Genomic DNA, 25576 nt, shown 5'->3' with positions numbered 1-25576 from the left:
GCTCTTCTCCTATCGCGTGAAGCGGACGTGGATGGTGCCGCTCTCCGCCACTTCCGTCGTCACGGTGTGGGTACGGTCGAGCTCTGGCAGGCCATCCCAGAATCGCGTCCCCCTGCCGAGCACGATCGGTGCGACCATCAGGTGCAGGTCGTCGACCAGTCCCGCGCGCAGGAACTCGCGCGCCGTGCCGATTCCTCCGCCCACCCGCACATCCCGCCCACCGGATGCGGCGGTCGCCTCCGCGAGGACATCCTCGATCGCGGCGTCACGGAAGTGGAAGGTCGTTCCTCCCTCCATCGGGATCGCCGGGCGGGGCGCCGTGTGGGTGAGCACGTAGACGGGCGTGCCGAACGGAGGCCGGTCCCCCCACCATCCCTTCCAGTCCTGGTCGTCGGGGAACGTGTGCAGGCCGAACATCCCCGCGCCCATGATCTCGGCGCCGATGCCCTCGAAGAACGCGGAGGCGTATCGATCGTCGACGCCGCTGGTCCCTTCCCCGGACGTGTCGCCGAAGACCTTCACACGGAACGTGCGGGTCGCCGAGTACGCCGCCGTCAGGCGGCCCCAATCGGGGCCCATCGGAGCATCGGGGGTCGGGTCTGCTGTGGTGTAGCCATCCAGCGAGACGAACAGGTCGACGCGAACGCGGGTCATTTCAGATCTCCTTCGAGGTGGTGCGGGCCAAATGGATGCCGAGCCGGTCGGCTTGGTGCTCTGCCGGCGTCCGTTGCTCGGCGAGCCACACGTGCACGATGTCGAGCGCGCCAGGTCGCAGGCTCACGGTCCGCACCCGTCCGTGCTTCACCGAGGTGACCAGCCCAGCGCTCTCCAGAACGCCCAGGTGCTGCATGAACGACGGCAGCGCCATCGGAAACGGCTCGGCCAGTTCCGAGACGACGGCAGGCGACGTCACCAACCGTTCCACGATGGCCCGGCGCGTGGGGTCCGCGATGGCGCGGAGCACGGCGTCGAGCTCGTCGTAATACTTAGGCACATACCTAATTATTGAGCCCGAGGGCGGCGCTGTCAACGGCGGCGTCCGCTCGCGGCAGGGCGTCGTTCGCTGACCCCTTCCCGTGTTCGCACCGATCAGCGCTGAGCCGCGGACACCGCTCTAGCGCTGTCCGGCCGGATTACCTCACAATGTCTGACATGGCAGAGGTGATGCTTGCGGTCATGCCGTTCGCCGGCCACGTCGCGCCCATGCGTGCGGTTGCGCGCGCCTTCGCTGCGGCAGGGCACCGGGTGCGCGTGTACACAGGGTCAGTCCATGCCGACGCGTTCCGCGCCGACGGGGCGGAACCCGTGCTGTGGGAGAGGGCGCCGGACTTCGATGAGAACGATCTGCCCGCGACCTTCCCGCGGCTGCGCGGCCGGAAGGGCCCCCGCCAGATGATGGTGAACGTCGAGGACCTGTTCGTCCGGACGGGGTCAGCGCAGTGCGCAGACCTGACTGCCGCCTTCGACGCGCGGCCCTGGGATGTCCTCGTCGCCGACGGTCTTTCCCTCGGCGCACATCTGGCCGCCGAACGGACCGGCACTCCGAGGGTCACGGTCTCGGTCGTCCCCCTCGCGACGCCGTCTCCTGGTGCCCCGCCGCCCGGCCTGGGCCTGCAACCGGCGACGTCGGTGCTCGGCCGCCTGCGGGACCGCGCACTCTGGGCGGCGCTCTCGGCCGTATCCCGCCCGATTCAGCGCGCGTACCACGAGCAACGCGCCATCGCCGGCCTTCCGCCGACCGCACTCACCTTCCAGGAGGCGCTGTACTCACGCGATCTGGTGTGCGCCAGCGGCGTCGAGCAACTGGAGTACCCCCGCCCTCAGTGGCCGGGGCGGATCGTCTGGGTCGGCGAACTCACGGACCATGCCGGCAGCGGCATCCAGGAGCCCGCGTGGTGGCCGGAATCGCTCGCGGACCCGCGTCCGGTGGCGCATGTGACCCAAGGCACCCAGAATGTGGATCCTGCCGACCTCATCCGGCCGACGTTCGCAGCCCTCGGACGTCAACGGGTGCAGCTCGCCGTCGCGACGGGAGTGCGCGGGAACAGCGAGTTGCCGTTCCCTGCGCCTCCGAACGCGCGCGTGGCAGACCTGCTTCCGTACGATCGGCTGCTGCCCCGCATTGACGTGATGGTGACCAACGGCGGGTGGGGCGGCGTGCTGGCTGCGCTGCACCACGGCGTGCCCCTGGTGATCGCGGGCGGAGACCTGGACAAGCCGGAAGTCGCAGCCCGCGTCGTCCTGCGCGCATGGCGGAGGGTCTCCGGCAGCCCCGCCTACCGGACGGCCGCCCAACGCATCGGCGAGGCCCTCCGCCAGCATGACGGCCCCCGTGAAGTGGTCGAGCACACGGAGGCCCTCCTCGCGGAAGGCATCGAACGGTAGTCGAACGCTCGATATCGGAAAAGCGAAAACCCCCGCATCCCCTGCAAAGTACAGGGATCACGGGGGTCTCACATGGCGGTACCGGTGGGATTTGAACCCACGGTGGGCTTTCACCCACACAACTTTTCGAGAGTTGCACCTTCGGCCGCTCGGACACGGTACCGCGGACTATCGTACGCGAAACCCCCCGCCGACCGCCAATCGACAGGGAGCGCCCAGCCCATCAGCGGGCAGTAACCAGCTCGCCTGGGATGCGCGCGAGTATTGTGCTGGGAATGGGGACGAAGAGTCGTGTCGCTATCGGTGCCGGGATCTCCACGGTCGCGGTCGGTCTTCTCGCGTGGGCGCGGGTCCGCAAGGCGCAGAACGCGCTCGAGGCGAACCGCATCCGGCTGAACGAGACGCTGCCCGTGCACTCCAAATGGTGGCGGGATGCGGCGAAGACCGAGGGCGAGTTGCTGTACGTCGCGATCGGCGACAGTGCAGCGCAGGGCATCGGCGCCTCCGCACCGCGCAACAGCTATGTCGGCGTGATCGCCGACCACATCACGGCTGCGACGGGGCGGTCGGTCCGGATGGTCAACCTGAGCGTCTCCGGCGCCACCGTCGCGCTCGCGGTCGCCGACCAGCTGCCGCGGTTCGCCGATCTGCAGCCGGACGTCGTCACGGTCGCGATCGGCGCCAACGACATCGCCGACTTCGATCCCGCCCGCTTCGAGGAGGGCATCCGCACGGTCTTCTCGGCGATCCCCGACGACGCCATCGTCGCCGATCTCCCCTGCTTCTACCTCCCGTGGAACGAGAAGAAGGTCGCCGTCGGCAACGCCATCCTTCGCCGGGTCGCCGCCGAACGCGGGCTCACCGTCGTCCCGTTGCACGACACCATGAAGCGGCAGGGCCTTCGCGGCATCGTCACGCAGTTCGCCGAGGACCTCTTCCACCCCAACGACCGCGGCTACCGGGTGTGGGCGTCCGCGTTCCTCCCCGCGGTCACCGCGCACGTTGTGCGGAGGTTCCCCCGCCGCCCTGTCGCCGTCACCACGGACGGCGCGGCGCAGCAGCACCCGGATGCGCAGGCGAGCTGATGAGCGACAGAGGGCGCACCAGGGTGATCGAGCGCGCAGGCCCGTGGGGATTCGTGTTCCTCGTCGCGTACGTCGGCGCCGCGATCTACTTCGTCTCCGCGTCCGACGGCTCGTTCTGGGGCGTCATCCTCGGCCTGCTGCAGGCCATCGTGTGGCCCGCATACGTCGTCTACCACGCCCTCGTGCTGCTCCACGCCTGACGCCCGGCGCCTGACGCCTGGCGCCTGACTTCGGATGCGCGCGTCGCCTCCCGCACGTCTCGTGCCGAACGTGCGGTCCGACACCCGCGCACCCCACGTTTCGCACGAGCCCTCACGCCCTCCGGATGCACGAGTCGTGCGGAATGTGCGGTCCGGGACGCATCCACCGCACGTTTCGCACGAGCCGCGGCGCGCGGCCGCGCGGGCCGGCGCGCGTCAGCGTCGCGTCGTACCCGGCGCCAGGTGCGAAAGCACCCTGTCCCACGCGGGGATCACCGCGAGGTGACCGACACCAGGCATCATCTCGACCCGCGCATCCGGGATCGCCTTCTGGTACCAGTTCGCGTGGGCGTTGCCAGAGAGCGCATCCGCCTGCCCGTTGACGATGAGCGTCTTCGCCGCGACGTCGGCCACGTCGAAGCCCCACGGTCGCGCCGTGTAGCTGAGGATGTCCGCGGCCACCCCCACAGGCCCCTGCCGGAACGCGTCTTTCAGCATCCGGCCGAGCCTGTCGTGCGCGCCAGGAAGTGCGAGCACCGCGTCGTCGACCGCAGAAGCGCCGAGGAGGTCGAGCGGCACGTCCCCCACCTCGTCTGCGCTGTTGACGGCGTCGGCCTGCGGTTGCAGCATCTCGCTGAGCTGGGCGAGCGCCGCATCCGGAGCCAGGGTCGCCAGGTGGTCGGACATCGCCTGCAGCTGCGGGTCGATCCACGGGACGGCCTCGTTCGGCGCGGGCGTCCCGATGATCGCGACGCGGTCGGCGAGCTCGGGGTGGCGCGCGGCGAAAGCGAGTGCGATGCGTCCTCCCGCCGACCAGCCCGCGATGCCGATCGAGTCCGGGCGGTTGATCCCTGCGCTCGCCTCGTCGCGGTTCATCGACCGCAGGTACTCCGCGATGTCGTCGGCGGCCTGCGTGATGCTCGGCCAGGTGCCGGCCGGGAGCGGGTCACTCGAACCGTATCCCGGGCGGTCGAACGCGAGGATGTGCACGTTCCTGTTGCTGGATGCGTCTGGGTCGGGGTCGAACACCGATGAGCCGGGGGCCGCGTGACAGAACACCACGACCCTCTCCGCTGCTGAGTCGCCGAAGCCGGTCACGCCGAGCTTGCGGCCGGACGCGAGTGTGAAGGTCAGATTCGCCATGTCGCCCATTGAACCCCTCACAACCGACACGAGCCAGGAGTTGTGCACAGTCCGCGCGATCCTCCCGCGGATGACGGTGGTCCCCCGTAGTGTGAAACCCGGATCGAGGAGGTCGCGTGGCGAAGGCACAGCTCAACTACCGCTGCACGGAGTGCGGCTGGACGACGGCCAAGTGGGCCGGGCGTTGCGGCGAGTGCCAGGAGTGGGGAACGGTCACGGAGGCTGCCGCGCCGACGGGCATCCTCCGGGCGCTCAAGCCGGTGTCGATCGGCGCCGACCGTGCGGCCAGGTCCATCACCGACATCGAGACGGCCTCCGTCAGCCACTGGCCGAGCGGCATCGCGGAGTTCGACCGCGTGCTGGGCGGCGGCATCGTGCCTGGGGCGGCCATCCTGCTGAGCGGTGAGCCGGGTGTCGGCAAGTCCACCCTGCTGCTGGAGGTGGCATCGCGAGCCGCGCGCGCCAAGTCCAGAGTGCTCTACGTGAGCGCGGAGGAGTCGGTCAGCCAGGTCAGGATGCGCGCGGAACGCACCGGCGCCATGCACGACCACCTCTTCCTCGCCTCGGAGACCGACCTCGCCACCATCGTCGGCCAGATCGACGCGGTCGACCCGCAGCTGGTCATCGTCGACTCGGTGCAGACCGTGTCCAGCAGCAACGGAGAGGGCCTGGCCGGCGGCCCGAGCCAGGTGCGCGAGGTGGCGAGCACCCTCATCCGCGTCGCCAAAGACCGCAACCTGCCGGTCCTGCTCGTCGGTCACGTCACCAAAGACGGCTCGATCGCCGGTCCCCGCCTCCTCGAACACCTGGTGGATGTGGTCTGCCAGTTCGAGGGCGACCGCCAGACCGCGCTCCGCTTCGTCCGCGCGCTCAAGAACCGCTTCGGCCCCACGGACGAGGTGGGCTGCTTCGAGATGTCCGGCGACGGCATCGTCGAGGTGGCCGACCCGAGCGGGCTGTTCCTCAGCCGCACGACCACGCCCGTGTCCGGAACCTGCGTCACGGTCGCGATGGAGGGGCGCCGCCCGCTCCCGGTCGAGGTTCAGGCGCTCGTCGTCGCCTCGACGGCCCCCAACCCGCGCAGGGTCACGAACGGCGTCGACTCGTCCAGGGTCGCGATGCTGCTCGCGGTGCTCGAACGCCGCGCCGGCATCCGGCTCGGCGACAAGGACGTCTACGTCTCAACGGTCGGCGGGGTGCGCCTCACCGAACCGGGAGCCGACCTCGCCATCGCCCTGGCCATCGCGTCCGCCGCCAACGAGAAGGCCATCCCGCATACGCTCGCGGCGTTCGGAGAGATCAGCCTGGCGGGCGAGATCCGCCCGGTCGCCAGCGGCAAGCAGCGCGCGGCGGAAGCCACCCGCCTCGGCTTTGTCACCCGCGTGGATGCGCGAAGCGAGAGCATCCGCGAAGCCCTCCGTGTCGCCTTCACGGCGGCGGTCTCCGACCGTGAGCGGGAACTCGACGCCGCGTTCTGACCAGCGCGCCGCGTCGCCCCGAGGCGGCACAGCGTCCGAAGCCGCGCGACGCCCCGACGCGGCCCAGCGACCGACCAGCACGCCGGCCGACCCAACACGCCGCCCGACCCAGCGAGCCGCCCGACCCAACACGTCGCCCGACCCAGCGAGCCGCCCGACCCAACACGCCGCCCGACCCAACACGCCAACCCTTCCTCACGCACAGCACCATCCACAGCCCTGGTTCCCGCAGAACACGAGACACCAGTAACTGTCGCGAAATACCCGGGATGTCCCGCAGTTACTGGCATCTCGCGAGCGAGGTGGGCACACCGCCGCTTCAACCGGGCCTGGCTTGGCGCCGCGAGCCGGCTCGGCCGCCACGCCGCGCCGACGTCACCACCCGTCAACGGCAGCGTTGCCTCGCTAGCCGTCGTGGTGCCGCAAGCCACCCACCACCCACCATCACCACCCGCCACCGCACCCCATGCACAGCGGCATCCACAGCCCCGGTCCCCACACAACACGAGATACCAGCAACTGTCGCGAAACGCCCGGGATGCCCCACAGTTACTGGCATCTCGCGAGCGAGCGAGCGAGCGACCGACCGAGCGACCCACCGACAGAGCGACCGACCGAGCGGGCACCGCCGGCCGTTCAGTTCAGGATGAACTGCTTCGACTCGGCCGACTCGATGCCGGACACGGAGGTGGTCAGGTGGTACGACGCTCCCCCGGCCGGCACCTGATCGCGCGTCTGCTGGCAGGTGGAGGGATCGGAGCGGGTGCGGTCCCACTCGATGGGCGTCTGCGACGACACCGTCTTGCCCGGTTGCAGCAAGACTTCCGCGTCCACCTTGTCCGACTGGCAGTCCGTGGACTTCCAGTACGTCTCCGAGCCGCTCGTGATCGTGAACACCTGCTGGGCCGTGCCGGCGTCGATCTTGCAGGCGACCGTCCCGGTATTCGTGATCGAGACCGTCAGCTTCGGAAGCTGACCTGCTGCGTACGTGTCAGCGTCGGTGTTCGCCGCCACCTTCACGTTCGCCGGCTTGCAGGCCTGGCCGCTGGCCGTCGTGCTCTCAGTCGGGATGCTCGTGGCGCCGTTGCCCGACGTGGCGGGCTTCGACGTGGTGGCCGCCGGGGCGGGCGCGCCCTCCGACGATCCCGGCCGCACGACGATCAACACGATGACCACGATCACGGCGATGACGCCGAGGGCGAGGAGGAGCCGGCGTCGCCAATAGACGTTGCTCGGCTGGGGGCCGACAGGGTGCTTGAACGTCGACATGCCTGCAGAATAGCGGCGGCTGCGGCGAATGCCGCGGCAACGCGCTAGAGCTGCTTCAACATACGAGTATTTCCCAAGGTGTTCGGCTTCACCCGCGCCAGATCGAGGAACTCGGCGACACCTTCGTCGTGCGAGCGGACCAGTTCCGCGTACACCTCGGGGTCCACCGTCTCCGTGCCCATGTCCTCGAAACCGTTGCGCTCGAAGAAGGCGACCTCGAACGTCAGGCAGAACAACCGGCTCAGCCCCAGCTCGCGGGCGTCGTCCTCCAGCCGGCCGAGCAGCGCGCGGCCGATGCCTTTGCCCAGCCACGCGTCGGAGACCGCCAGCGTGCGCACCTCGGCCAGGTCCCGCCACATCACGTGCAGCGCCCCGCAGCCGATCAGCTCGCCTTCCGGCGTCTCGGCGACGCGGAACTCCTGCAGCGACTCGTAGAACACCACCGCGTCCTTGCCGAGCAGGATTCGTCGCTGTACCAGCGGCTCCACGAGCTCCTGGATGCGCACCACGTCACTGGTGCGCGCCCGGCGGATGACGAACCCGGCGCTGTCTGAACCACTCACCCGCCCAAGCCTAGCGATCATCGACCAGGCGGATGCGCATCCCCCGGCTCCCCGCACAGCACCCGGCCGCAACGCCCCCGCACACACGAAAGCGGGGCCGCCACAGTGGCGGCCCCGCTTCCGGGATACTCAGTCCCCCTCAGGGGTGGACGACGGCGTCAGTCGGACGACGCTGCCAGGTCCGGCGTCGCCGGGCCGGTGCCGATCGCGGCCGCGGCGTTGACGCCCGCCCCGATCGGCTCCTTGCGGGACTCCGTGGTGAACACGAACTCGCCGTCCTTGAAGTCGACGTGCACGTGGTCGCCCGCGTTGAGCTCGCCGTGGAGGATGCGCTCGCTGAGCCTGTCCTCGATCTCGTGCTGCACGGCGCGGCGCAGCGGACGGGCTCCGAGGGTGGGGTCGAAGCCGACCTCGATCAGGCGCTCCTTGGCGGCCTGCTCCAGCGTGATCGTCATGTCGCGGTCGAGCAGCCTGTCGGAGAGACGCTTGATGAACAGGTCGACGATCTGCAGCAGTTCCGGCTTGGACAGCTGCGGGAACACGATGATCTCGTCCACGCGGTTCAGGAACTCCGGCTTGAAGTTCTTCTTCAGCTCCTCGTAGACCTTGCCGCGCATCCGGTCGTAGCCGGTGGTCGGGTCGCCCTCGATCTGGAAGCCGACGGGGCCGCCGGAGATGTCCTTCGTGCCGAGGTTGGTCGTCATGATGATGACCGTGTTCTTGAAGTCGACGACGCGGCCCTGGCCATCCGTCAGACGTCCCTCCTCCAGAATCTGGAGCAGCGAGTTGAAGATGTCCGGGTGCGCCTTCTCGATCTCGTCGAACAGCACGACGCTGAACGGCTTGCGGCGGACCTTCTCGGTGAGCTGGCCGCCCTCTTCGAAGCCGACGAATCCGGGAGGAGCACCGAACAGCCTGGAGACCGTGTGCTTCTCGCCGTACTCCGACATGTCGAGGGAGATCATCGCCGACTCGTCGTCGAACAGGAACTCGGCGAGCGCCTTGGCCAGCTCGGTCTTTCCGACGCCGGTGGGGCCGGCGAAGATGAACGAGCCGGACGGACGTTTCGGGTCCTTGAGGCCTGCTCGGGTGCGGCGGATGGTCTTGGAGAGCGCCGCGATGGCCTCCTCCTGACCGATGACCCGCTGGTGCAGCGCCTTCTCCATGAAGACGAGTCGAGCCGACTCCTCCTCGGTGAGCTTGAACACCGGGATGCCCGTGGCCTGAGCCAGGACCTCGGCGATGAGTCCCTCATCCACCTCGGCCGTGGTCTTCACGTCGCCGGAGCGCCACTGCTTCTCGAGCCGCAGACGCTCGCCGAGGAGGTTCTTCTCCTCGTCGCGCAGGGAGGCGGCCTTCTCGAAGTCCTGGTCCTCGATCGCTGCTTCCTTCTGGGAGCGGACCGCGGCGATCTTGTCGTCGAACTCGCGCAGCTCCGGCGGGGCGGACAGGATCGACAGGCGCAGGCGGGCGCCGGCCTCGTCGATCAGGTCGATGGCCTTGTCTGGCAGGAAGCGGTCCTGGATGTACCGGTCCGCGAGGTTCGCAGCGGAGACGATCGCGCCGTCGGTGATCGACACCTTGTGGTGCGCCTCGTAGCGGTCGCGCAGCCCCTTGAGGATGTTGATCGTGTGCGGCAGCGACGGCTCGTTCACCTGGATGGGCTGGAAGCGGCGCTCGAGGGCCGCATCCTTCTCGAAGTGCTTGCGGTACTCGTCGAGCGTGGTGGCGCCGATGGTCTGCAGCTCGCCGCGGGCGAGCAGCGGCTTCAGGATCGACGCGGCGTCGATGGCGCCCTCTGCTGCTCCGGCACCCACCAGGGTGTGGATCTCGTCGATGAACGTGATGATGTCGCCGCGGGTGCGGATCTCCTTGGTGACCTTCTTGAGGCGCTCCTCGAAGTCACCGCGGTAGCGGGAGCCTGCGATGAGCGAGCCGAGGTCGAGCGTGTACAGCTGCTTGTCCTTCAGCGTCTCAGGAACGTCGCCACGGACGATCGCCTGGGCGAGTCCCTCGACGACGGCCGTCTTTCCGACGCCCGGCTCACCGATCAGCACGGGGTTGTTCTTGGAGCGGCGCGACAGGATCTGCATGACGCGCTCGATCTCCTTCTCGCGTCCGATCACCGGGTCAAGCTTGTTGTCGCGCGCCGCCTGGGTGAGGTTGCGGCCGAACTGATCGAGGATCTGGCTTCCGGCCTGCGCGGTCGCCTGATCGTTGCCCCCGACCTGGACCTGCTCCTTGCCCTGGTAGCCGCTGAGCAGCTGGATGACCTGCTGGCGCACGCGGTTGAGGTCGGCGCCGAGCTTCACGAGCACCTGGGCTGCGACACCCTCGCCCTCGCGGATGAGGCCGAGCAGGATGTGCTCGGTGCCGATGTAGTTGTGGCCGAGCTGCAGCGCCTCGCGCAGGGACAGCTCGAGCACCTTCTTGGCACGGGGCGTGAACGGGATGTGCCCTGTCGGCTGCTGCTGGCCCTGGCCGATGATGTCCTGGACCTGCTCGCGAACGGCATCAAGAGAGATGCCGAGCGACTCGAGCGCCTTGGCGGCGACACCCTCACCCTCGTGGATCAGGCCGAGCAGGATGTGCTCCGTCCCGATGTAGTTGTGGTTGAGCATCTTGGCCTCTTCTTGGGCCAAGACGACGACGCGGCGGGCTCTGTCGGTAAATCTCTCGAACATGTCTACTCCTCAGACGCCGTTGCAGGGTTGGCGTCGATACAAAGAGAGTAACCACCGGGAGGGCCCCGCATAGCCCCTGTTCGCCGTGGGCGTGACGGCGATTCCGCGGACTGTTCCGGATGCGCGGCCTCAGCCGCGCAGACCGGGCAACGTGAGCGTCGTGTCCGGCAGGGTGATGCTCACGTCGGAGCTCGTCGTCACTCCGGACGGCGTGTCGAAGATCGTGGTGTGCGGCACGTAGTCGCGGGTGCAGATGCCGCCTGGGGCAGGTGCGAGGGTGGCCTTGAGCTGGTTGCTCGCGGTGACGGAGACCGACGCGACCTTCGGGGGGCAGCTCGAGCTGCCGTAGAGCACCATCGCGAACTGGTCGCCGCTCTTCATCCACACGGCCCAGGCCGCCCCGCCCGCGCTGCTCGCCGGCGCATCGACGCCCTTCGGCTCCCCGGCGTAGTCGTCCACCGGCTTGGAGGACGCCGACGTGCATCCGGTCAGCGCGAGACCGGCCAGGAGGAGGCCGACAGCAGCCACGGATGCGCGGGTCGCCGCGTGAGTTCGATGCACGCATTCATTCTAGGAAGTCCGGGGTCGTTCCTCCCTGAGCGCGTTCTAGGATGCACGTGTGAGCAACCTGGAACGCGACCCGGCCGAGGTGCTGGTCGGTGACGACCCCGTGGTGCTCGACACCCCTGTCGAGATCCTGGAGCCGAGGGAGGTGCCGCTCGGCGGCCCGCGCGCCATGAACGTGCGCCGCACCCTCCCCCAGCGCCGCCGCTCGCTGATCGGCGGCTGGTGCTTCATCGACCACTACGGCCCGGACGACGTGTCTGCGACGGGCGGGATGCGCGTCCCGCCGCATCCGCACACCGGGCTGCAGACGGTGAGCTGGCTGTTCGAGGGCGAGATCGAGCACAGGGACAGCGTCGGCAGTCACGCGATGGTGCGGCCGGGCGAGCTCAACCTGATGACGGCGGGCCGCGGGATCAGCCACTCGGAGGTCTCGACGCCGGGGACCACGCGGCTGCACGGCGTGCAGCTCTGGGTGGCGCTCCCGGACGCGTCGCGCGCGACGGAGCCGTTCTTCGAGCACCTCGTCCCCGTCTCCGGCAGGCTCGGCGACGCCGAGGTGCGCACGTTCGTCGGGCGGCTCGCCGGCAGTGGAACGGACGCGACCGTGTTCAGCCCGCTGGTCGGCGCCGAGCTGCTGCTGCGCACGGCAGGCGAGGTCGTCGTGCCTCTCGATCCGTCGTTCGAGCACGGAGTCCTGGTGGATGCAGGCGACGTGACGGTCGCGGGCGCAGACGTGCCTCGCGCCCACCTGGCGTACCTCCCGCCCGGCTGCGACACGGTGACGATCACCGCGGGGGACGGAGGCGCACGGCTCGTGCTGCTGGGCGGCGAGCCGCTCGGCGAGCAGATCGTGATGTGGTGGAACTTCATCGGCCGCAGCCACGATGACGTTGTGCAGTACCGCTCCGAGTGGATGCGCGACGTGATCGACGACGAGGACGAGCACGGCCGGTTCGGCGTCGTCGCCGGCTACGACGGGCGCCCCCTGCCCGCGCCGGAACTGCCGACCGTGCGTCTCAAGCCCCGAGGATAGCGGCGCTCCCACGCCGAGCGGCGGCTACTGCAGCGCCGAGGTCAGCCGCGCGAGGTTGTCGAGCACCGTCGAGCGCAGCGGCTGCTTCATCCACTCGTCGAGCGTGAGCTCGCGGCTGTCCTTGCGGTAGCCGTCCTCCACCGCGCGCATCTCGTCAACGAACGAGCGGCCGCGCACCATCAGCGAAACCTCCATGTTGAGCTGGAAGGAGCGCATGTCCATGTTGCTCGACCCGATCACCGCGACGTCGTCGTCGATCGTGAAGTGCTTGGCGTGCAGGATGTACGGCTTCTTGTACATCCAGATACGCACGCCGGCCCGTAGCAGCGCCTCGTAGTACGACCGCTGGGCGTGGTAGACGAGCGCCTGGTCGCCGATCTCGGAGACGAACAGGTCGACGGCGATGCCGCGCTGCGTCGCCGTGGTGATGGCCATCAGCATCGACTCGTCCGGCACGAAGTACGGCGAGGTGATGACGATGCGCTCCTGCGCGTAGTACAGCAGCGCCAGGAACAGGCGCAGGTTGTTCTCGCCGGGGAATCCCGGACCGGACGGCACCACCTGGGCGTCGAGCGCGCTGGTGGTGAGGTCGTCTGTGATCGGCTCCGTCTCGCGGCGCAGCAGCTCGTCCGTCTCCGAATACCAGTCGGTGATGAAGATGGCGTTGAGACCGGCGACGATCGGCCCCTCCAGCCGGACGATCAGCTCTTTCCACTTCAGGCCGCGCTTGATGTTCGACTTCTTGTTGTAGCTGCGGTCGATCACATTCTGAGAACCCATGAAGCCGACCTTGCCGTCGACGATGAGCAGCTTGCGGTGGTTGCGGAGGTCGGGCCGCTGGTACTTGCCCTTGAACGGCTGCACAGGGAGCATCAGGTGCCAGGATGCGCCCATCGCGGTGAGCCGCTTGGTGGTCTGCTTGTAGTCCCTGGTGCGGAACGACGCGACGTGGTCGAGCAGCACGCGCACGGAGACGCCGCGCTTCACCGCATCCTCGAGTGCGTCGAAGAACGGCCTGGTCGTCTGGTCGCAGCTCAGGATGTAGAACTCGACGTGCACATACTTGCGCGCCTTCGCGATCTCCGCTGTCATCGCATCCAGTGACGCCTGGTAGTCGCCGTTGAGGCTCGCCGTGTTGCCGCCGACCAGCGGCATCGCGCCGAGGTTGCGGTTGAGCGCCACCACCGACTCCAGCCACGGTGGCCAGGGGTGATCGCGGCTCACCCGCTCCATGCCGTCCGTGGACTCGATGATGAAGCGGTTGATCTCCGCCTGCTTGTCGCGGCGGCGCTTCGGCAGTTTGTACGACCCGATCAGCAGGAAGAAGAGCACGCCGATGTACGGGATGAAGAAGATCGCGAGCAGCCACGCGGTGGCCGACGATGGCTTGCGGTTGCGCGGAACGACGATGATCGCGATGACGCGGATGACGAAGTCGATCAGCAGCAGCAGCACCACGATGGCGGTGGTGAGGAACCCTGCGTCCATCGGCGCGCATCCCCTTCACCGCTTGTGTGTGGACGCGCTGACGTGCGCGCCCTATCGCATACCGTATCGAAGCGGCGGGCCGGAGGGTACCTGCGACGCGGCCGGAGTGCGTGGCGACGTGCGCCGCGCGCGTCGGATGCCGGCGAGCTGGATAGGGGCTGCTACGCCTTGGGCGCGAGGCCGCGGCGAGCGCGCTCCTCGGATTCCATCCGCGAGTACACCTTCCGCTCCGTGCGGTCGGCACGGATGATGAGGCGCATGATCAGCCAGAAGAGCAGACCGACGAGGACGGTCGGTGCGAGCGACCAGACAATCCCAGCTACGACGTCATTCATAACCTGATAATGGTAGCTCCTGGACCTGAGAACGGAATCCATCACGCCACCCTTCACCGTCTTCCTCACCACCTGGCAGTTCGACCCGGTCGCCGCTGTCGCGCTCGTGGCCGCTGCCGGCCTCTATCTCGCGGGCATCCTGGCGCTGCGTCGCAGGGGCCACCGCTGGCCGACAGCGCCGACGGTCTGGTTCTTCGCTCTCGGCCTCGGCTCGTACGCGTGGGTGTCGTTCGGTTTCCTCGGCGCGTACAGCTCAGAGCTGCGGTGGGCGTTCACCACGCGGATCGCGCTGCTGCTGTTCGCCGTGCCTGCCTTGATCAGCTTGGGCAGACCGGTCGCGCTGGCCAGGCTGGCGCTGGAGGGACGCAGGGCGAGCAGGCTGGAGGCGACGCTGCGGTCTCGCGCGATCCGGATGTTCGGCAACGCGATGTTCGCTCCGCTGTTCGCCTGCGCGGTGTTCCTGGTGTTCCTCACACCGGTCGCGGCCGTTCTGCGCGACAACCCGTGGTCGGAGTGGACGATCACCATCCTCACCCCACTGGCCGGGATGCTCATGGTGCTCCCGATCGCGGCGCACTCGATCATCCGCACCAGCTTCTTCGTGACCGTGGAGTTCCTGCTGGCGTTCGTGGAGATGCTGCTGGATGCGGTCCCCGGCCTGCTCCTGCGGCTGAACGACGGCATCCTGGATCACGCGCCCGCCGTGCTCGGCCATCTGCCGTTCTGGTTCCCGAACGCGCTCCACGACCAGCATCTGTCCGGCGACTTCCTGTGGTTCATCGCAGAAATCGCGGACGTGCCCGTGCTCATCATCCTGTTCGTCCGGTGGATGCGCCTGGACCGCCGCGAGGCCACCCGCTACGACGACCTGTCGGACGCCGAACTCGACGCGCTGACCCAGGCCCACCTGCGCCAGCGGCCGTAGCGCCGCACGCTGCGCCGCACGCCTCGTGCGAAACGTGCGGTGCCGGGCGCGGCGACCGCGGCTTTCGCACGAGCGGTGGGCCGCGTGGCGCTGCTGCGCCGCGCTACTTGACGAGCGGGAAGAGGATCGTCTCGCGGATGCCGAGGCCGGTGAGCGCCATCAGGAGGCGGTCGATACCCATGCCCATGCCACCGGACGGCGGCATGCCGAACTCGAGCGCACGCAGGAACTCCTCGTCGAGGCGCATCGCTTCGACATCGCCCTGCGCCGCCAGCTTGGCCTGCTCGACGAAGCGGTCGCGCTGCACCACAGGGTCGACCAGCTCGGAGTATCCGGTGGCGAGCTCGAAGCCGCGCGTGTACAGGTCCCACTTCTCAACGACGCCGTCGCGCGACCGGTGTGCGCGCACGAGCGGGCTGGTGTCCACGGGGAAGTCCATGACGAACGTCGGCCGCACCAGCGTGTCCTTGACGAAGTGCTCCCACAGCTCCTCGACGTACTTGCCGGGCAGGGGATGTTCGATCTCGATCCCCTCCACAGCCGCGATCTCGCGCAGTCTCTCCACAGATGTCGCCGGGGTGATCTCTTCGCCGACCGCCTCGGACAGGCTGTCGTACATGCGAATTCGATCCCACTCCCCGCCGAGGTCGTACTCGGTGCCATCGGCCCAGGTCACGACGTGCGAACCGGAGATCGCCTGCGCGGCGTTCTGGATGAGGGTCTGAGTGAGGTCCGCGATGGAGTTGTAGTCTCCGTACGCCTCGTACGCTTCCAGCATCGCGAACTCGGGCGAGTGCGTGGAGTCCGCGCCCTCGTTGCGGAAGTTGCGGTTGATCTCGAACACGTGGTCGATGCCGCCGACGACAGCGCGCTTGAGGTAAAGCTCCGGCGCGATGCGCAGGTAGAGGTCGGTGTCGAACGCGTTCGAGTGGGTCACGAACGGGCGGGCGGACGCTCCGCCGTGCATCACCTGCAGCATCGGGGTCTCCACCTCGATGAAGTCGCGCTCCGCGAAGGTCTTTCGCAGGCTGGCGACCGTCTTGGCACGGTCGACCACGTTCCTGCGGGCCTGCTCGCGAGCGATGAGGTCGAGGTAGCGGCTGCGGACGCGCGTCTCCTCGTTGAGCTCGTTGTGCAGGTTCGGCAGGGGAAGCAGCGCCTTGGAGGCGATGGTCCAGCTCTCGACCATGATCGACAGCTCGCCGCGGCGGCTCGAGATCACTTCGCCGGAGACGAAGAGGTGGTCGCCGAGGTCGACGAGTTCCTTCCACTCGGCCAGCGACTCCTCGCCGACGGCCGCGAGCGACACCATGACCTGGATGCGCGTACCGTCGCCCGACTGGAGCACGGCGAAGCAGAGCTTGCCGGTGTTCCTGAGGTGCACGACGCGACCGGCGACGCCGACCTTTTCGCCGGAGACCTCGTCGGCCTGCAGGTGGCCCCACTTCTCGCGCACGGCGGGGATGGTGGTGGTGATCGGCACGGACACCGGGTACGCGCCGCCTGCGGCGGTCTTCGCCTCGGCGATCAGCCGCTCGCGCTTGGCGAGACGGACGGCCTTCTGCTCGCTGATCTCGTCAGCGGAGAGTTCAGGCTCGGTGGTCTGCGCGTCGGTCATGAGTGTCTTTCGTTCGAGCGGGATGCGGCTTTGGGGTGGTGCCGTGCTGGTGGAGGCCGATCAGTGGATGCTGATGCGCTCGTTGTCGATGAGCCTGGTCGTTCCGACGCGGGCTGCCACGAGCACCACGGCTGGGCCGTGGTGGTCTTCGGCGACGGCGAGGAACGAGTCCGGGTCGACGACCACGAGATAGTCAAGCTTAACGGCTGGTTCGCTGTCGATTCGCTCGCGCGCGGCGGCGAGCACCGCATCCACGCCTCCCGGCGTGGCGGTCGCAGCCTCGGCGGCGGCGGCGAGTGCTTGGGAGAGGACGACGGCCGCGGCGCGGCCCGCCGGGTCGAGGTAGGCGTTGCGGCTGGAGAGGGCGAGACCGTCCTGCTCGCGCACCGTGTCGACCACGGCGATCGAGATGGCGATGTTCAGCTCGTCGACCATGCGTCCGACCAGGTGCACCTGCTGGGCGTCCTTCTGGCCGAACACCGCGACGTCGGGGGCGACGATGTTGAACAGCTTGGCCACGACGGTGAGCATCCCATCGAAGTGGCCGGGCCGGGAGGCGCCCTCGTAGAGCGATCCGACCGCGCCGGCACTGACCCTGGTCTCCGACGCCCCGTTCGGGTACATCTCGGCCGGCGTGGGAGCGAAGACCACGTCGGCGAGCCCGGTCAGCCTGGCCACGTCCGCGTCGAGCGTGCGCGGGTAGCGGTCGAGGTCCTCGCCAGGGCCGAACTGCAAGGGGTTAACGAAGATCGACACGACCACGATGCCACCCAGGTCCCTGGCGTGCGAGACGAGCTGGAGGTGCCCGTCGTGGAGCGCGCCCATCGTCGGCACGAGCACGACGCGGCCGGACGGTGCGTCCGCGCTCCCCTCCAGCGCTGCGTCCCTGCGCGCTGAGGCGATCCGTGCGCGGAGTTCCTGGATGGTGGTCACGACGTCAGGCATCTGCTCCCCTAACGGCCGGTGCGCCTGGCGGCGCGGAGAAGAACGGCCAGTCATCCAGGCTACTCGCCGCGGAGGAACCAGCCGCGGTCGTCGCTCTGCGGCTCGTCGAACACCTCGGACAGGTCGATCGCCGTCGGCGCGGACGCCGTGGTGATCGCGTTGTCGACCGCCGACCGCAGCAGGGAGCTGAGGAACGGGCCGGGGTTCTCCACGCCGATGTCGCGCAGGATGCCGGTGGACTGCTCCACGATCGCGCGGGAGAACGCCGTCGCCGTCGCCACGGCCTCCGCATACGCCTCCCGGTCCTGCTCGGCGATGACGACCGGTTCGCCGCCCATCTCCACCACCAGCGCCTGGGCGATCGGCAGCACGGGGGCGGGCGCGGTCACGGCGAAGTAGCTCTCGGCGAGTCTGGCGAGATCGAGGCTGGTCCCGGTGAACTCGACGGCCGGGTGCACGGCGATCGGGATCGCCCCTGCTGCCGCCGCAGGCTGCAGCACGGACACGCCGAACCCCGGCGCGGTGTGCATCACGATCTGACCCGGCTGCCAGCTCCCCGTGGCGGCGAGCCCGGCGACCAGGGCAGGCAGCTCGGCGTCCGGAACGGCGATGACCACGAGCTCGCTGCGCTCGACCAGCGTCGGAACATCGAGGATGGGGGCGTTCGGCAGCATCGCACCAGCCCGCTCCCTGCTCGCCTCCGAGACGGCGGAGACGCCGACGATGGCGTGCCCGGCCCCGGCCAGTGCCGCGCCGATCACCGGGCCGACCCTCCCGGCCCCGATGATGCCGAGGCCGAGTCGTCCTGAGCGCTGCATCAGTGGTTCTCCTCGCGGTGGGCGGACGTGTCGGGAGCGGCCGTCGGCGGCGTGGAGGAGGCCGGAACCGTCGGCGGCGCAGCGAGCGGCGCGGCCTGCTCGAACGGGAGCTCCGCCCAGCGGTGGCTGCGGTCGGACTGCGCGGAGGCGATCGCGCCGGAGGCCACGTCGTCGAAGAGGGTCACGCTCTGCGGCGCGTCGAGCGCTGCCAGGCGCGGGCGCACAGGACCGGACACCGTGTGGAGGCGGGCACCTGCAAGACCGAGCAGCCTGTCGATCGGGCCCTGCTCGATCTCGACGCTCTGCAGACGGGCGAGCGGGACCATCGCCAGGCTGCGCCACACGATGCCGCGGCGCAGCAGGATCACGCCGTCGACGATCCGGTAGCCGTTGCGCTGCCACGAGAACGGCCGCACCCAGGCGGCGCGGCGCGGGCTGCCGGTGAAGGCATCCCTGCCCTTCGACGTCATGCCTGAGGCGATCAGGTCGCGGTGCTCGTCCGTCGCGAAGTTCGGAAGCACGAGGCCGAGCACCCGGGAGACGTCCACCGCGTCGCCGACCGGCAGCATCGTCGTGTTCGGCTGGCCCGCCGCGCCCTTCTCCTTGGAGTGCCCAGCGGTGTCGATGCGGATCTGCCACCAGCCGAACGGACGCCAGAGCAGCGGCTGCAGCACCTCGACCGCGTGGATGCGCCCCGGCGGTAGCGTCTCGTTGCTCAGGGTCAGCAGACCGAAGCCGACCCGCACCCCGTCCGGTGTGCCGGCGATCGAATAGCGAAGCGACTTGGTGAAGCGGTTGATGTAGAAGCTCGCCGACCCGAGCAGACCGGGCAGCACGATGAGCAGCAGCCACACCCGACCCGTGGATGCGCCGATCACCAGCAGCGCGATGACCACCAGCAGGAAGATGGTGAAGCCGCTGAGCACCAACGACCCCAGGAGCCGGAGCGGCGGGATCTTCACGACCGACTCCGGAGGCGCGGCGTTCGGGTCGAGCTCGGGGGCGATGAACTCGTTCACCCGACGGGTCACCAGGTCGGAGACAGCGCCAACACGCCCGTCCGGCGCGCCAGGTGCCACGGCACCGTCCGCTACCGGGCCGGCTGTCACCGGGCCATCCGCGACCGTGCCATCCGCGACCGTGCCATCCGCGACTGTGCCAGCCGCAACCGCGCCACCGGCCGCAGAGCCGGCGACCGCCTCGCTCGCCCGCACCCCAGACGCCATCCGCAGCACATCCCCGCGCAGCCCGTCCGCCAGCGACGAGCCAAGGTACGCCAGCTGCACGTTCGCGTCGTGCCCTGCCACGCTGATGTCGAGCTTGGCCGCCCCGAAGATTCTGGCCAGCACGGGGCGCACCACGTTGATGCCCTGGATGCGGTCCAGCCGAGCCTTCCGCTGGGTGCGGAACAGGATGCCGCTGCGCACCTCGACCGCGTCGTCCGTGATCCGGAAGCTGTGCATCCGCCAGGACAGGTAGAACGCGCCGAGGCAGAGCAGCAGCACCACCGCGATGGCCAGGAGCGCCCAGCCCTCCCAGCCGTGATCGTAGATCTGGTCGATCGGGTCGCCGCCGAAGTCCGGCGTTCCGACGAAGAACCCGACGATCCGCTCGCGCAGGTTCGACAGCACGAAGCCGAGGATGGCGACGAAGACGATGCCACCGCGCAGCAGAGGGGTCGCGGGATGCAGGCGATGCCATTCGCCGTCCGTGTACCGTTCGGCGGCGCGCTCCGCTGCGCTGAGCGGCGCGCTCACAGCCCCGCCCGCCTGCTCTCAGCCAGCTCGACGAGGCGGTCCCGCAGTTCGGCAGCGACCGGCTCTGGGAGGCCGGGGATGACCACGCTGGTCGACGCCGCAGCCGTCACGAACTTGAGGTCGGCCAGGCCGAGGATGCGGCCGACGGGTCCCCGGTTGATGTCGATGAGCTGCATCCTGCCGTACGGAACGGACACGAAGCGCTGGTACATGATGCCGCGACGGAACAGCAGGTCGTCGTCGCGCATCCGGTAGCCGATCGAGCGGGCGCGGCGCGGCGCGATGATCAGGCCGACGATCGTGCCGATCACCACGACGGCCAGCAGCACCCAGCCCCAGCTCCACTGCGCGACCAGCCACAGGAACGTTGCCGCCGCCGCCAGCACGACGCCGCTGACGATCGCGCCGACGATGACCACGACCACGTACTTCGGGGAGACGCGCTGCCACTCCCCGACGCTCAGATCAAGACGATTCGACATGGACATTCTCCGGATCGCCGTTCTTGTCGTCGGGTGGGATGGTGCAGAGGAACTCGGCGACGAGCCCGGCGATCAGCAGCACGACGGCGCCGATCGTCGATGCGACCGTCAGCCAGACCGCGCTCCCCGTCGGGATCACGGCGCGGCTCAGGAGGTAGGCGACGAATCCGGCGCCGAGGCCGGTGAGCAGCGCTCCGGACAGGCTGCACGCCTTCGCCAGCACCACGATGCGCATCGCCTGGAACGGGTCGATGGCGCGCGAACTGCGGCCGCGAACGGCCCGCCGGATCGGCACGGCGAACGCGACGACGATGATCGACACGGCCACGAGGGTGATCGGCAGGGTCAGCGGAGGGATGAACACCGCGAGCCCGGCGCCGGACAGCGCCAGCTCGATCAGGAAGCCGGCGACCGCCGCGACGACGCCGAGCACGATCAGCGAGACGGGACTCGTGCGCTTCACGATGCGCTCCCCTCGTAGCGGTGCACGGGATCGGTGGCACGGGCGGCGAGGTCGGCGACGCGTCCGTGGCCGGTGAGCTGCGCGTCCGGTGCGATGTCGAGCCACGGGACGAGCACGAACGCTCGCTCGGCCGCGCGGGGATGCGGAAGGGTGACGCGCTCGTCGTCGGAGACGATGCCGTCGTAGTCGACGATGTCGATGTCGATGGTGCGGTCGCCCCAGCGTTCTTCGCGCACCCGGCCGAGGGCGTCTTCGACCGCGTTCACCGCCTCGAGCAGCGCGAGCGGGTCGAGGATCGTGTCGATGACGGCGACCGCGTTGAGGTAAGCGGGTGCGTCGTGGTCGATGCCGTCGAGCTTCAGGGCGGGCGTCTCGTAGAGCGGGGACACCGCATCCAGGTGGATGCCCGGCGTGGCTTCGAGCGCGGTGAACGCCGCGCGGATGGTCGCCTCCCGGTCGCCGAGGTTGCCGCCGAACGCCAGCACGGCCGGGTGGCCGACGCGCAGGCGCTGCTGCTTGGGCGTCACCCCTCCCGGCGTCATGACCGCTCCCGCAGGATGCGCACGGCGACGTCGCCGAACGGCACGCTGATCGGGGCGTCCGGCTTGTGCACGGTCACCTCGACGGCGTCGACCGGTGGGTGCGCGAGCACCACGCCAGCGACCCGCTCCGCCACGGTCTCGATCAGGTCGACGGGATCGCGGCGCACCGCGTCGGCGATCTCCTCGGCGAGGTCGCCGTAGTGGACCGTGTGCGCCACGTCGTCGGAGGCGGCGGGCGCGGCCAGGTCGAGCCACGCGGTCACGTCGACCACGAAGTCCTGTCCGTTCTCCCGTTCGAAGTCGTAGACACCGTGATTGGCGCGCACGCGGAGGCCGGTGAGGACGATCGCGTCGGACGGTCGGGTCGCAGCTGGCCTAGTCATCTCTTCCAGCTTGCCACGCCCGCACGACATCGAGGGCGATCCTGGTGGATGCGACATCGTGCACCCGCACGGCCCACGCACCTTCGCGCGCTGCAAGGGCGCTGATCACGGCGGTAGGCGCATCCCGGTCGGTCGCCGGTGCGTCGTCGTCGAGCAGGGCGCCGAGGAAGCGTTTGCGGGACGCGCCGATCAGGATCGGGTAGCCGAGCGTCTCCAGTTCCGGCAGCCCGGCGAGCACCTGCCAGTTGTGCTCTCCCGTCTTGGAGAAGCCGAGCCCAGGGTCGAGGATGAGCCTGCTCGGGTCGATGCCGACCTCGAGCAGGGAGGTGACACGGGCGGAGAGCTCGGCGCGCACCTCGCCGACCGTGTCGGTGTATCTGGCGAGCGAGTCCATCGAGTCGCTCTGGCCGCGCCAGTGCATCACCACGTACTGCAGGCCGGTGTCGAGCAGCGCCTGCGGCATGCCGGGGTCTGCGAGGCCACCGGAGACGTCGTTGATGATCGCAGCGCCGACGGCCGCCGTCTCCCTGGCCGTGCCTGCGTTCATCGTGTCGACGCTCACGGTGATGCCGCGCCGGGCGAGCTCGCGCACGACGGGCACGACCCTTGCCTGTTCCTCCGCCGGGTCGACGCGGAGCGCGCCCGGCCTGGTGGACTCGCCGCCGACGTCGATGATGTCGGCGCCCTGCTCCACGAGGTCGAGGGCGTGCTCGATGGCGGCGCCCGGCTCCAGCCAGAGGCCGCCGTCGCTGAACGAGTCCGGCGTCACGTTGAGGACACCCATGATGAGCGTCACGCGATTCCACGCCCGATCAGGGCGACCAGCTCGGTGCGGGAGGCCGGCTCGGTGAACGCGCCGCGCGCGGCCATCGTGACGGTGGTGCTCTCCGTCTGCCGTGGGCCGCGCGTCGTCACGCAGGTGTGTGCAGCATCGAGGACGACGAAGACGCCGCGCGCCTGCGTGCCGGACTCGATCGTGTCCGCGATCTGCTCGGTGAGCCGCTCCTGGAGCTGCGGACGAGCCGCCAGGGTCTCGACCACCCTCGGGATGCGCCCGAGCCCCACCACCTTCTCGCCCGGCAGGTACGCGACGTGCGCGACGCCGAGGAACGGCAGCAGGTGGTGCTCGCAGACCGACCGGAACGCGATGTCGCGCACCAGGATGGTCTCCGCCTTCTCGGTCTCAAGCGGGACGGCATCGCCCAGCTCTGCCGCCGCATCCTTACCGAGCCCTGCGAAGAACTCGGCGTACGCGTCCGCGACACGCGACGGCGTCGCGGCCAGCCCTGGACGCGCGGAATCCTCGCCGATGGCGGCGAGGATTTCGGCGACGGCTGCCTCGATGCGCGGACGATCGAAACCGGTCATGCGCGCCCCGGCTCTATGCGGTGGCCGGACGCGGCTTGCGAACGGGTGCGCGCTTCGGCTTCGACGGCGGCTCGGAATCGACTCCTCCGTCGACGGCGCCCGAGTCGATCGGCGCCTTGGCCTTCGGGTAGTCGATGGGAGGCAGGTCGGAGATGGGCCGCTTGTCGCTGGACAGCCACTGCGGACGCTCCGGCAGCTTCACGACGTCTTCGAAGATCTCGGCGATCTGGTTGTGGTCGAGCGTCTCCTGCTCGAGCAGCGCGGCGGCCAGACGGTCGAGCACGGCGCGGTTCTCGTTGATGACCTCCCACGCCTCGTCGTGCGCCTTCTCGATGAGGGCGCGGACCTCGGCGTCGACCTGCTCCGCGATGCGCTCCGAGTAGTCGCGCTGGTGACCCATGTCGCGGCCGAGGAACATCTCGCCGTTGGCCTGGCCGAGCTTGACCGAGCCGATGTCGGCGCTCATGCCGTACTCGGTGACCATCTTGCGGGCGATCGAGGTGGCCTTCTCGATGTCGTTGGACGCACCCGTGGTCGGGTCGTGGAAGACGATCTCCTCCGCGACGCGGCCGCCCATGGCGTACGCGAGCTGGTCGAGCAGTTCGTTGCGCGTGACGGAGTACTTGTCCTCCAGCGGCATGACCATCGTGTAACCGAGGGCCCGGCCGCGCGGGAGGATCGTGATCTTGGTCACGGGGTCGGTGTGACGCATCGCGGCGGCGGCGAGAGCGTGGCCGCCCTCGTGGTACGCCGTGATCAGCTTCTCCTGGTCCTTCATCACGCGGGTGCGCTTCTGCGGGCCGGCGATGACGCGGTCGACGGCCTCATCCAGTGCGCGGTTGTCGATGAGCTGCGCGTTGGAGCGGGCGGTGAGCAGCGCGGCCTCGTTGAGGACGTTGGCCAGGTCGGCGCCGGTGAAGCCGGGCGTCTTGCGTGCCAGCACTTCGAGGTCGACGGATGCGGCGAGGGGCTTGCCTCGGCCGTGCACCTCGAGGATCTTCTTGCGTCCCACCATGTCGGGAGCATCCACGCCGATCTGGCGGTCGAAGCGGCCGGGGCGCAGCAGCGCGGGGTCCAGGATGTCCGGACGGTTCGTCGCGGCGATCAGGATGACGTTGGTCTTCGGGTCGAAGCCGTCCATCTCCACCAGGAGCTGGTTGAGAGTCTGCTCGCGCTCGTCGTGCCCACCGCCGAGGCCGGCGCCACGGTGACGGCCGACAGCGTCGATCTCGTCCACGAAGATGATGGCGGGCGCGTTCTCCTTGGCCTGCTGGAACAGGTCGCGGACGCGGCTCGCGCCGACGCCGACGAACATCTCGACGAAGTCGGAACCGGAGATCGAGTAGAACGGGACACCCGCCTCACCCGCGACAGCGCGGGCCAGCAGCGTCTTACCCGTTCCTGGAGGGCCATACAGCAGCACGCCCTTCGGGATGCGGGCGCCGACCGCCTGGAACTTGGCCGGCTCCTTGAGGAAGTCCTTGATCTCCTCGAGCTCCTCGATGGCCTCGTCGGAGCCTGCGACGTCGTCGAAGGTGACCTTGGGGCTCTCCTTCGTGACCAGCTTGGCCCGCGACTTGCCGAACTGCATGACCTTGTTTCCGCCGCCCTGCATCCCGGACAGCATGATCCAGAAGAACACGCCGATCAGCAGGACGGGGATGAGGAAGCCGAGCGCGGAGAGCAGCCAGTTGGGCTGCGGAACCTCGTCGTCGTATCCCTTGGGCAGGTTGGCGTCGTCGACCGCCTTGACCACATCCGGGCCGCGCGGGGTGACGTAGTAGAACTGCACCTGGTTGCCGAGCGTCTTGTCGGCGGTGGTGAGCGTCAGGTCGACGCGGTTCTCACCGTCCACGATCTTCGCGCTCGAGACCTTGTCGTCTTGCAGGAGCTCGAGGCCCTTCTGCGTCGACACGGCCTTGAATCCCGACATGGTGATCAGGCTCGAGCCGATCCACACTGCGACGATGGCTAGCACGATGTAGAGAATCGGCCCGCGGAAGATCTTCTTGACGTTCATGGTGCAGCCAGAGTACCGCCACGGG

General features: G+C 69.1%; 26 protein-coding genes and 1 tRNA gene. 6 read left to right on the top strand and 21 right to left on the bottom strand.

From position 1 onward, the window contains the following. Positions 1–9 precede the first annotated feature (9 nt). Both ASE16_RS19090 and ASE16_RS19085 read right to left on the bottom strand, forming a co-directional pair. Positions 10–654 (bottom strand): dihydrofolate reductase family protein, encoded by a 645-nt coding sequence (locus tag ASE16_RS19090; RefSeq protein ID WP_055899210.1) that lies wholly within the window; start codon positions 652–654, stop codon positions 10–12. A gap of 1 nt (position 655) precedes the next feature. Then, positions 656–994, bottom strand: coding sequence for an ArsR/SmtB family transcription factor (locus tag ASE16_RS19085; protein WP_055899207.1), 339 nt, complete (start codon positions 992–994; stop codon positions 656–658). Positions 995–1152: 158 nt separating this feature from the next. Between ASE16_RS19085 and ASE16_RS19080 the strand changes: the two genes are divergently transcribed. Further along, on the top strand, positions 1153–2385 hold the full coding sequence (locus tag ASE16_RS19080) for a glycosyltransferase (protein WP_157480496.1): 1233 nt from the start codon (positions 1153–1155) through the stop codon (positions 2383–2385). Between the two features lie 73 nt (positions 2386–2458). On the opposite strand, the gene ASE16_RS19075 is transcribed toward ASE16_RS19080, so the two are convergent. Further along, positions 2459–2548 (bottom strand) — tRNA-Ser (locus tag ASE16_RS19075). A 112-nt stretch (positions 2549–2660) separates the two neighbouring features. Between ASE16_RS19075 and ASE16_RS19070 the strand changes: the two genes are divergently transcribed. After that, positions 2661–3470 (top strand): SGNH/GDSL hydrolase family protein, encoded by an 810-nt coding sequence (locus tag ASE16_RS19070; protein ID WP_082581614.1) that lies wholly within the window; start codon positions 2661–2663, stop codon positions 3468–3470. Next, on the top strand, positions 3470–3670 hold the full coding sequence (locus ASE16_RS19065) for a hypothetical protein (RefSeq protein ID WP_055899202.1): 201 nt from the start codon (positions 3470–3472) through the stop codon (positions 3668–3670). Before ASE16_RS19070 ends, ASE16_RS19065 begins: the two co-directional genes overlap by 1 nt. Positions 3671–3886: 216 nt before the next feature. Here the strand turns inward: ASE16_RS19065 and ASE16_RS19060 are convergent, their stop codons facing one another. Continuing rightward, a complete protein-coding gene (locus tag ASE16_RS19060; protein WP_055899261.1) occupies positions 3887–4813 on the bottom strand; it encodes an alpha/beta fold hydrolase in 927 nt (308 codons plus the stop codon). Positions 4814–4929: 116 nt separating this feature from the next. On the opposite strand from ASE16_RS19060, the gene radA reads away from it, so the two are divergent. Beyond that, positions 4930–6291, top strand: a complete 1362-nt coding sequence (radA, locus tag ASE16_RS19055) for a DNA repair protein RadA (RefSeq protein WP_055899200.1) — start codon at positions 4930–4932, stop codon at positions 6289–6291. A 636-nt stretch (positions 6292–6927) separates the two neighbouring features. On the opposite strand, the gene ASE16_RS19050 is transcribed toward radA, so the two are convergent. The 4 genes from ASE16_RS19050 to ASE16_RS19035 form a co-directional block, all read right to left on the bottom strand. Beyond that, positions 6928–7560, bottom strand: a complete 633-nt coding sequence (locus ASE16_RS19050; protein WP_055899197.1) for a hypothetical protein — start codon at positions 7558–7560, stop codon at positions 6928–6930. Positions 7561–7604: 44 nt separating this feature from the next. Beyond that, positions 7605–8144, bottom strand: a complete 540-nt coding sequence (locus tag ASE16_RS19045) for an amino-acid N-acetyltransferase (RefSeq protein WP_055899193.1) — start codon at positions 8142–8144, stop codon at positions 7605–7607. Positions 8145–8281: 137 nt separating this feature from the next. Then, positions 8282–10807 carry an ATP-dependent Clp protease ATP-binding subunit gene (locus tag ASE16_RS19040; protein WP_055899190.1) on the bottom strand — a complete coding sequence of 842 codons (2526 nt, stop codon included), beginning with the start codon at positions 10805–10807 and terminating at the stop codon, positions 8282–8284. A 129-nt stretch (positions 10808–10936) separates the two neighbouring features. After that, entirely contained in the window at positions 10937–11368 is a 432-nt protein-coding gene (locus tag ASE16_RS19035; RefSeq protein ID WP_055899187.1) for a hypothetical protein, read from the bottom strand. A gap of 58 nt (positions 11369–11426) precedes the next feature. On the opposite strand from ASE16_RS19035, the gene ASE16_RS19030 reads away from it, so the two are divergent. Beyond that, positions 11427–12407 (top strand): pirin family protein, encoded by a 981-nt coding sequence (locus ASE16_RS19030; RefSeq protein ID WP_055899185.1) that lies wholly within the window; start codon positions 11427–11429, stop codon positions 12405–12407. A gap of 24 nt (positions 12408–12431) precedes the next feature. On the opposite strand, the gene cls is transcribed toward ASE16_RS19030, so the two are convergent. After that, positions 12432–13895, bottom strand: coding sequence for a cardiolipin synthase (cls, locus tag ASE16_RS19025; RefSeq protein WP_055899181.1), 1464 nt, complete (start codon positions 13893–13895; stop codon positions 12432–12434). Positions 13896–14056: 161 nt separating this feature from the next. Beyond that, the gene (locus ASE16_RS20035) at positions 14057–14230 is read right to left on the bottom strand and encodes a hypothetical protein (RefSeq protein WP_200949708.1); all 174 of its coding nucleotides are present in this window, start codon (positions 14228–14230) and stop codon (positions 14057–14059) included. Between the two features lie 106 nt (positions 14231–14336). Here ASE16_RS20035 and ASE16_RS19015 point away from each other — a divergent pair, with 106 nt between their 5' ends. Continuing rightward, positions 14337–15155 carry a cytochrome c oxidase assembly protein gene (locus ASE16_RS19015; protein WP_055899176.1) on the top strand — a complete coding sequence of 273 codons (819 nt, stop codon included), beginning with the start codon at positions 14337–14339 and terminating at the stop codon, positions 15153–15155. Between the two features lie 103 nt (positions 15156–15258). Here ASE16_RS19015 and lysS read toward each other — a convergent pair whose 3' ends face one another. From lysS to ftsH, 11 genes are read right to left on the bottom strand one after another with little or no spacing between them, the layout of a single operon-like run. Beyond that, on the bottom strand, positions 15259–16773 hold the full coding sequence (lysS, locus tag ASE16_RS19010; RefSeq protein ID WP_055899173.1) for a lysine--tRNA ligase: 1515 nt from the start codon (positions 16771–16773) through the stop codon (positions 15259–15261). Between the two features lie 60 nt (positions 16774–16833). Next, a complete protein-coding gene (gene panC / locus ASE16_RS19005) occupies positions 16834–17718 on the bottom strand; it encodes a pantoate--beta-alanine ligase (RefSeq protein ID WP_055899170.1) in 885 nt (294 codons plus the stop codon). A 59-nt stretch (positions 17719–17777) separates the two neighbouring features. Continuing rightward, on the bottom strand, positions 17778–18536 hold the full coding sequence (locus ASE16_RS19000) for a Rossmann-like and DUF2520 domain-containing protein (protein ID WP_055899166.1): 759 nt from the start codon (positions 18534–18536) through the stop codon (positions 17778–17780). Continuing rightward, positions 18536–20293 carry a PH domain-containing protein gene (locus tag ASE16_RS18995; RefSeq protein ID WP_082581612.1) on the bottom strand — a complete coding sequence of 586 codons (1758 nt, stop codon included), beginning with the start codon at positions 20291–20293 and terminating at the stop codon, positions 18536–18538. Before ASE16_RS18995 ends, ASE16_RS19000 begins: the two co-directional genes overlap by 1 nt. After that, positions 20290–20775, bottom strand: coding sequence for a PH domain-containing protein (locus ASE16_RS18990; RefSeq protein WP_055899163.1), 486 nt, complete (start codon positions 20773–20775; stop codon positions 20290–20292). The genes ASE16_RS18995 and ASE16_RS18990 overlap by 4 nt, the downstream gene beginning before the upstream one ends. Then, on the bottom strand, positions 20759–21238 hold the full coding sequence (locus ASE16_RS18985; protein WP_055899160.1) for a DUF3180 domain-containing protein: 480 nt from the start codon (positions 21236–21238) through the stop codon (positions 20759–20761). Before ASE16_RS18985 ends, ASE16_RS18990 begins: the two co-directional genes overlap by 17 nt. Next, entirely contained in the window at positions 21235–21780 is a 546-nt protein-coding gene (gene folK, locus ASE16_RS18980) for a 2-amino-4-hydroxy-6-hydroxymethyldihydropteridine diphosphokinase (protein ID WP_055899157.1), read from the bottom strand. The genes ASE16_RS18985 and folK overlap by 4 nt, the downstream gene beginning before the upstream one ends. Further along, a complete protein-coding gene (gene folB, locus ASE16_RS18975) occupies positions 21777–22163 on the bottom strand; it encodes a dihydroneopterin aldolase (RefSeq protein ID WP_055899154.1) in 387 nt (128 codons plus the stop codon). The genes folK and folB overlap by 4 nt, the downstream gene beginning before the upstream one ends. After that, the gene (folP, locus tag ASE16_RS18970) at positions 22156–22959 is read right to left on the bottom strand and encodes a dihydropteroate synthase (RefSeq protein ID WP_055899151.1); all 804 of its coding nucleotides are present in this window, start codon (positions 22957–22959) and stop codon (positions 22156–22158) included. The genes folB and folP overlap by 8 nt, the downstream gene beginning before the upstream one ends. Beyond that, entirely contained in the window at positions 22956–23531 is a 576-nt protein-coding gene (folE, locus tag ASE16_RS18965; RefSeq protein ID WP_055899148.1) for a GTP cyclohydrolase I FolE, read from the bottom strand. Before folE ends, folP begins: the two co-directional genes overlap by 4 nt. Positions 23532–23544: 13 nt before the next feature. Further along, positions 23545–25551 (bottom strand): ATP-dependent zinc metalloprotease FtsH, encoded by a 2007-nt coding sequence (gene ftsH, locus ASE16_RS18960; RefSeq protein ID WP_055899143.1) that lies wholly within the window; start codon positions 25549–25551, stop codon positions 23545–23547. Between the last annotated feature and the right edge of the window lie 25 nt (positions 25552–25576).

The sequence above is a fragment of the Leifsonia sp. Root227 genome, assembly GCF_001428745.1.
GTDB lineage: Bacteria > Actinomycetota > Actinomycetes > Actinomycetales > Microbacteriaceae > Leifsonia.
Note: the sequence above shows the minus strand (reverse complement) of the source record. Positions and strands in the feature narration are given on the sequence as shown.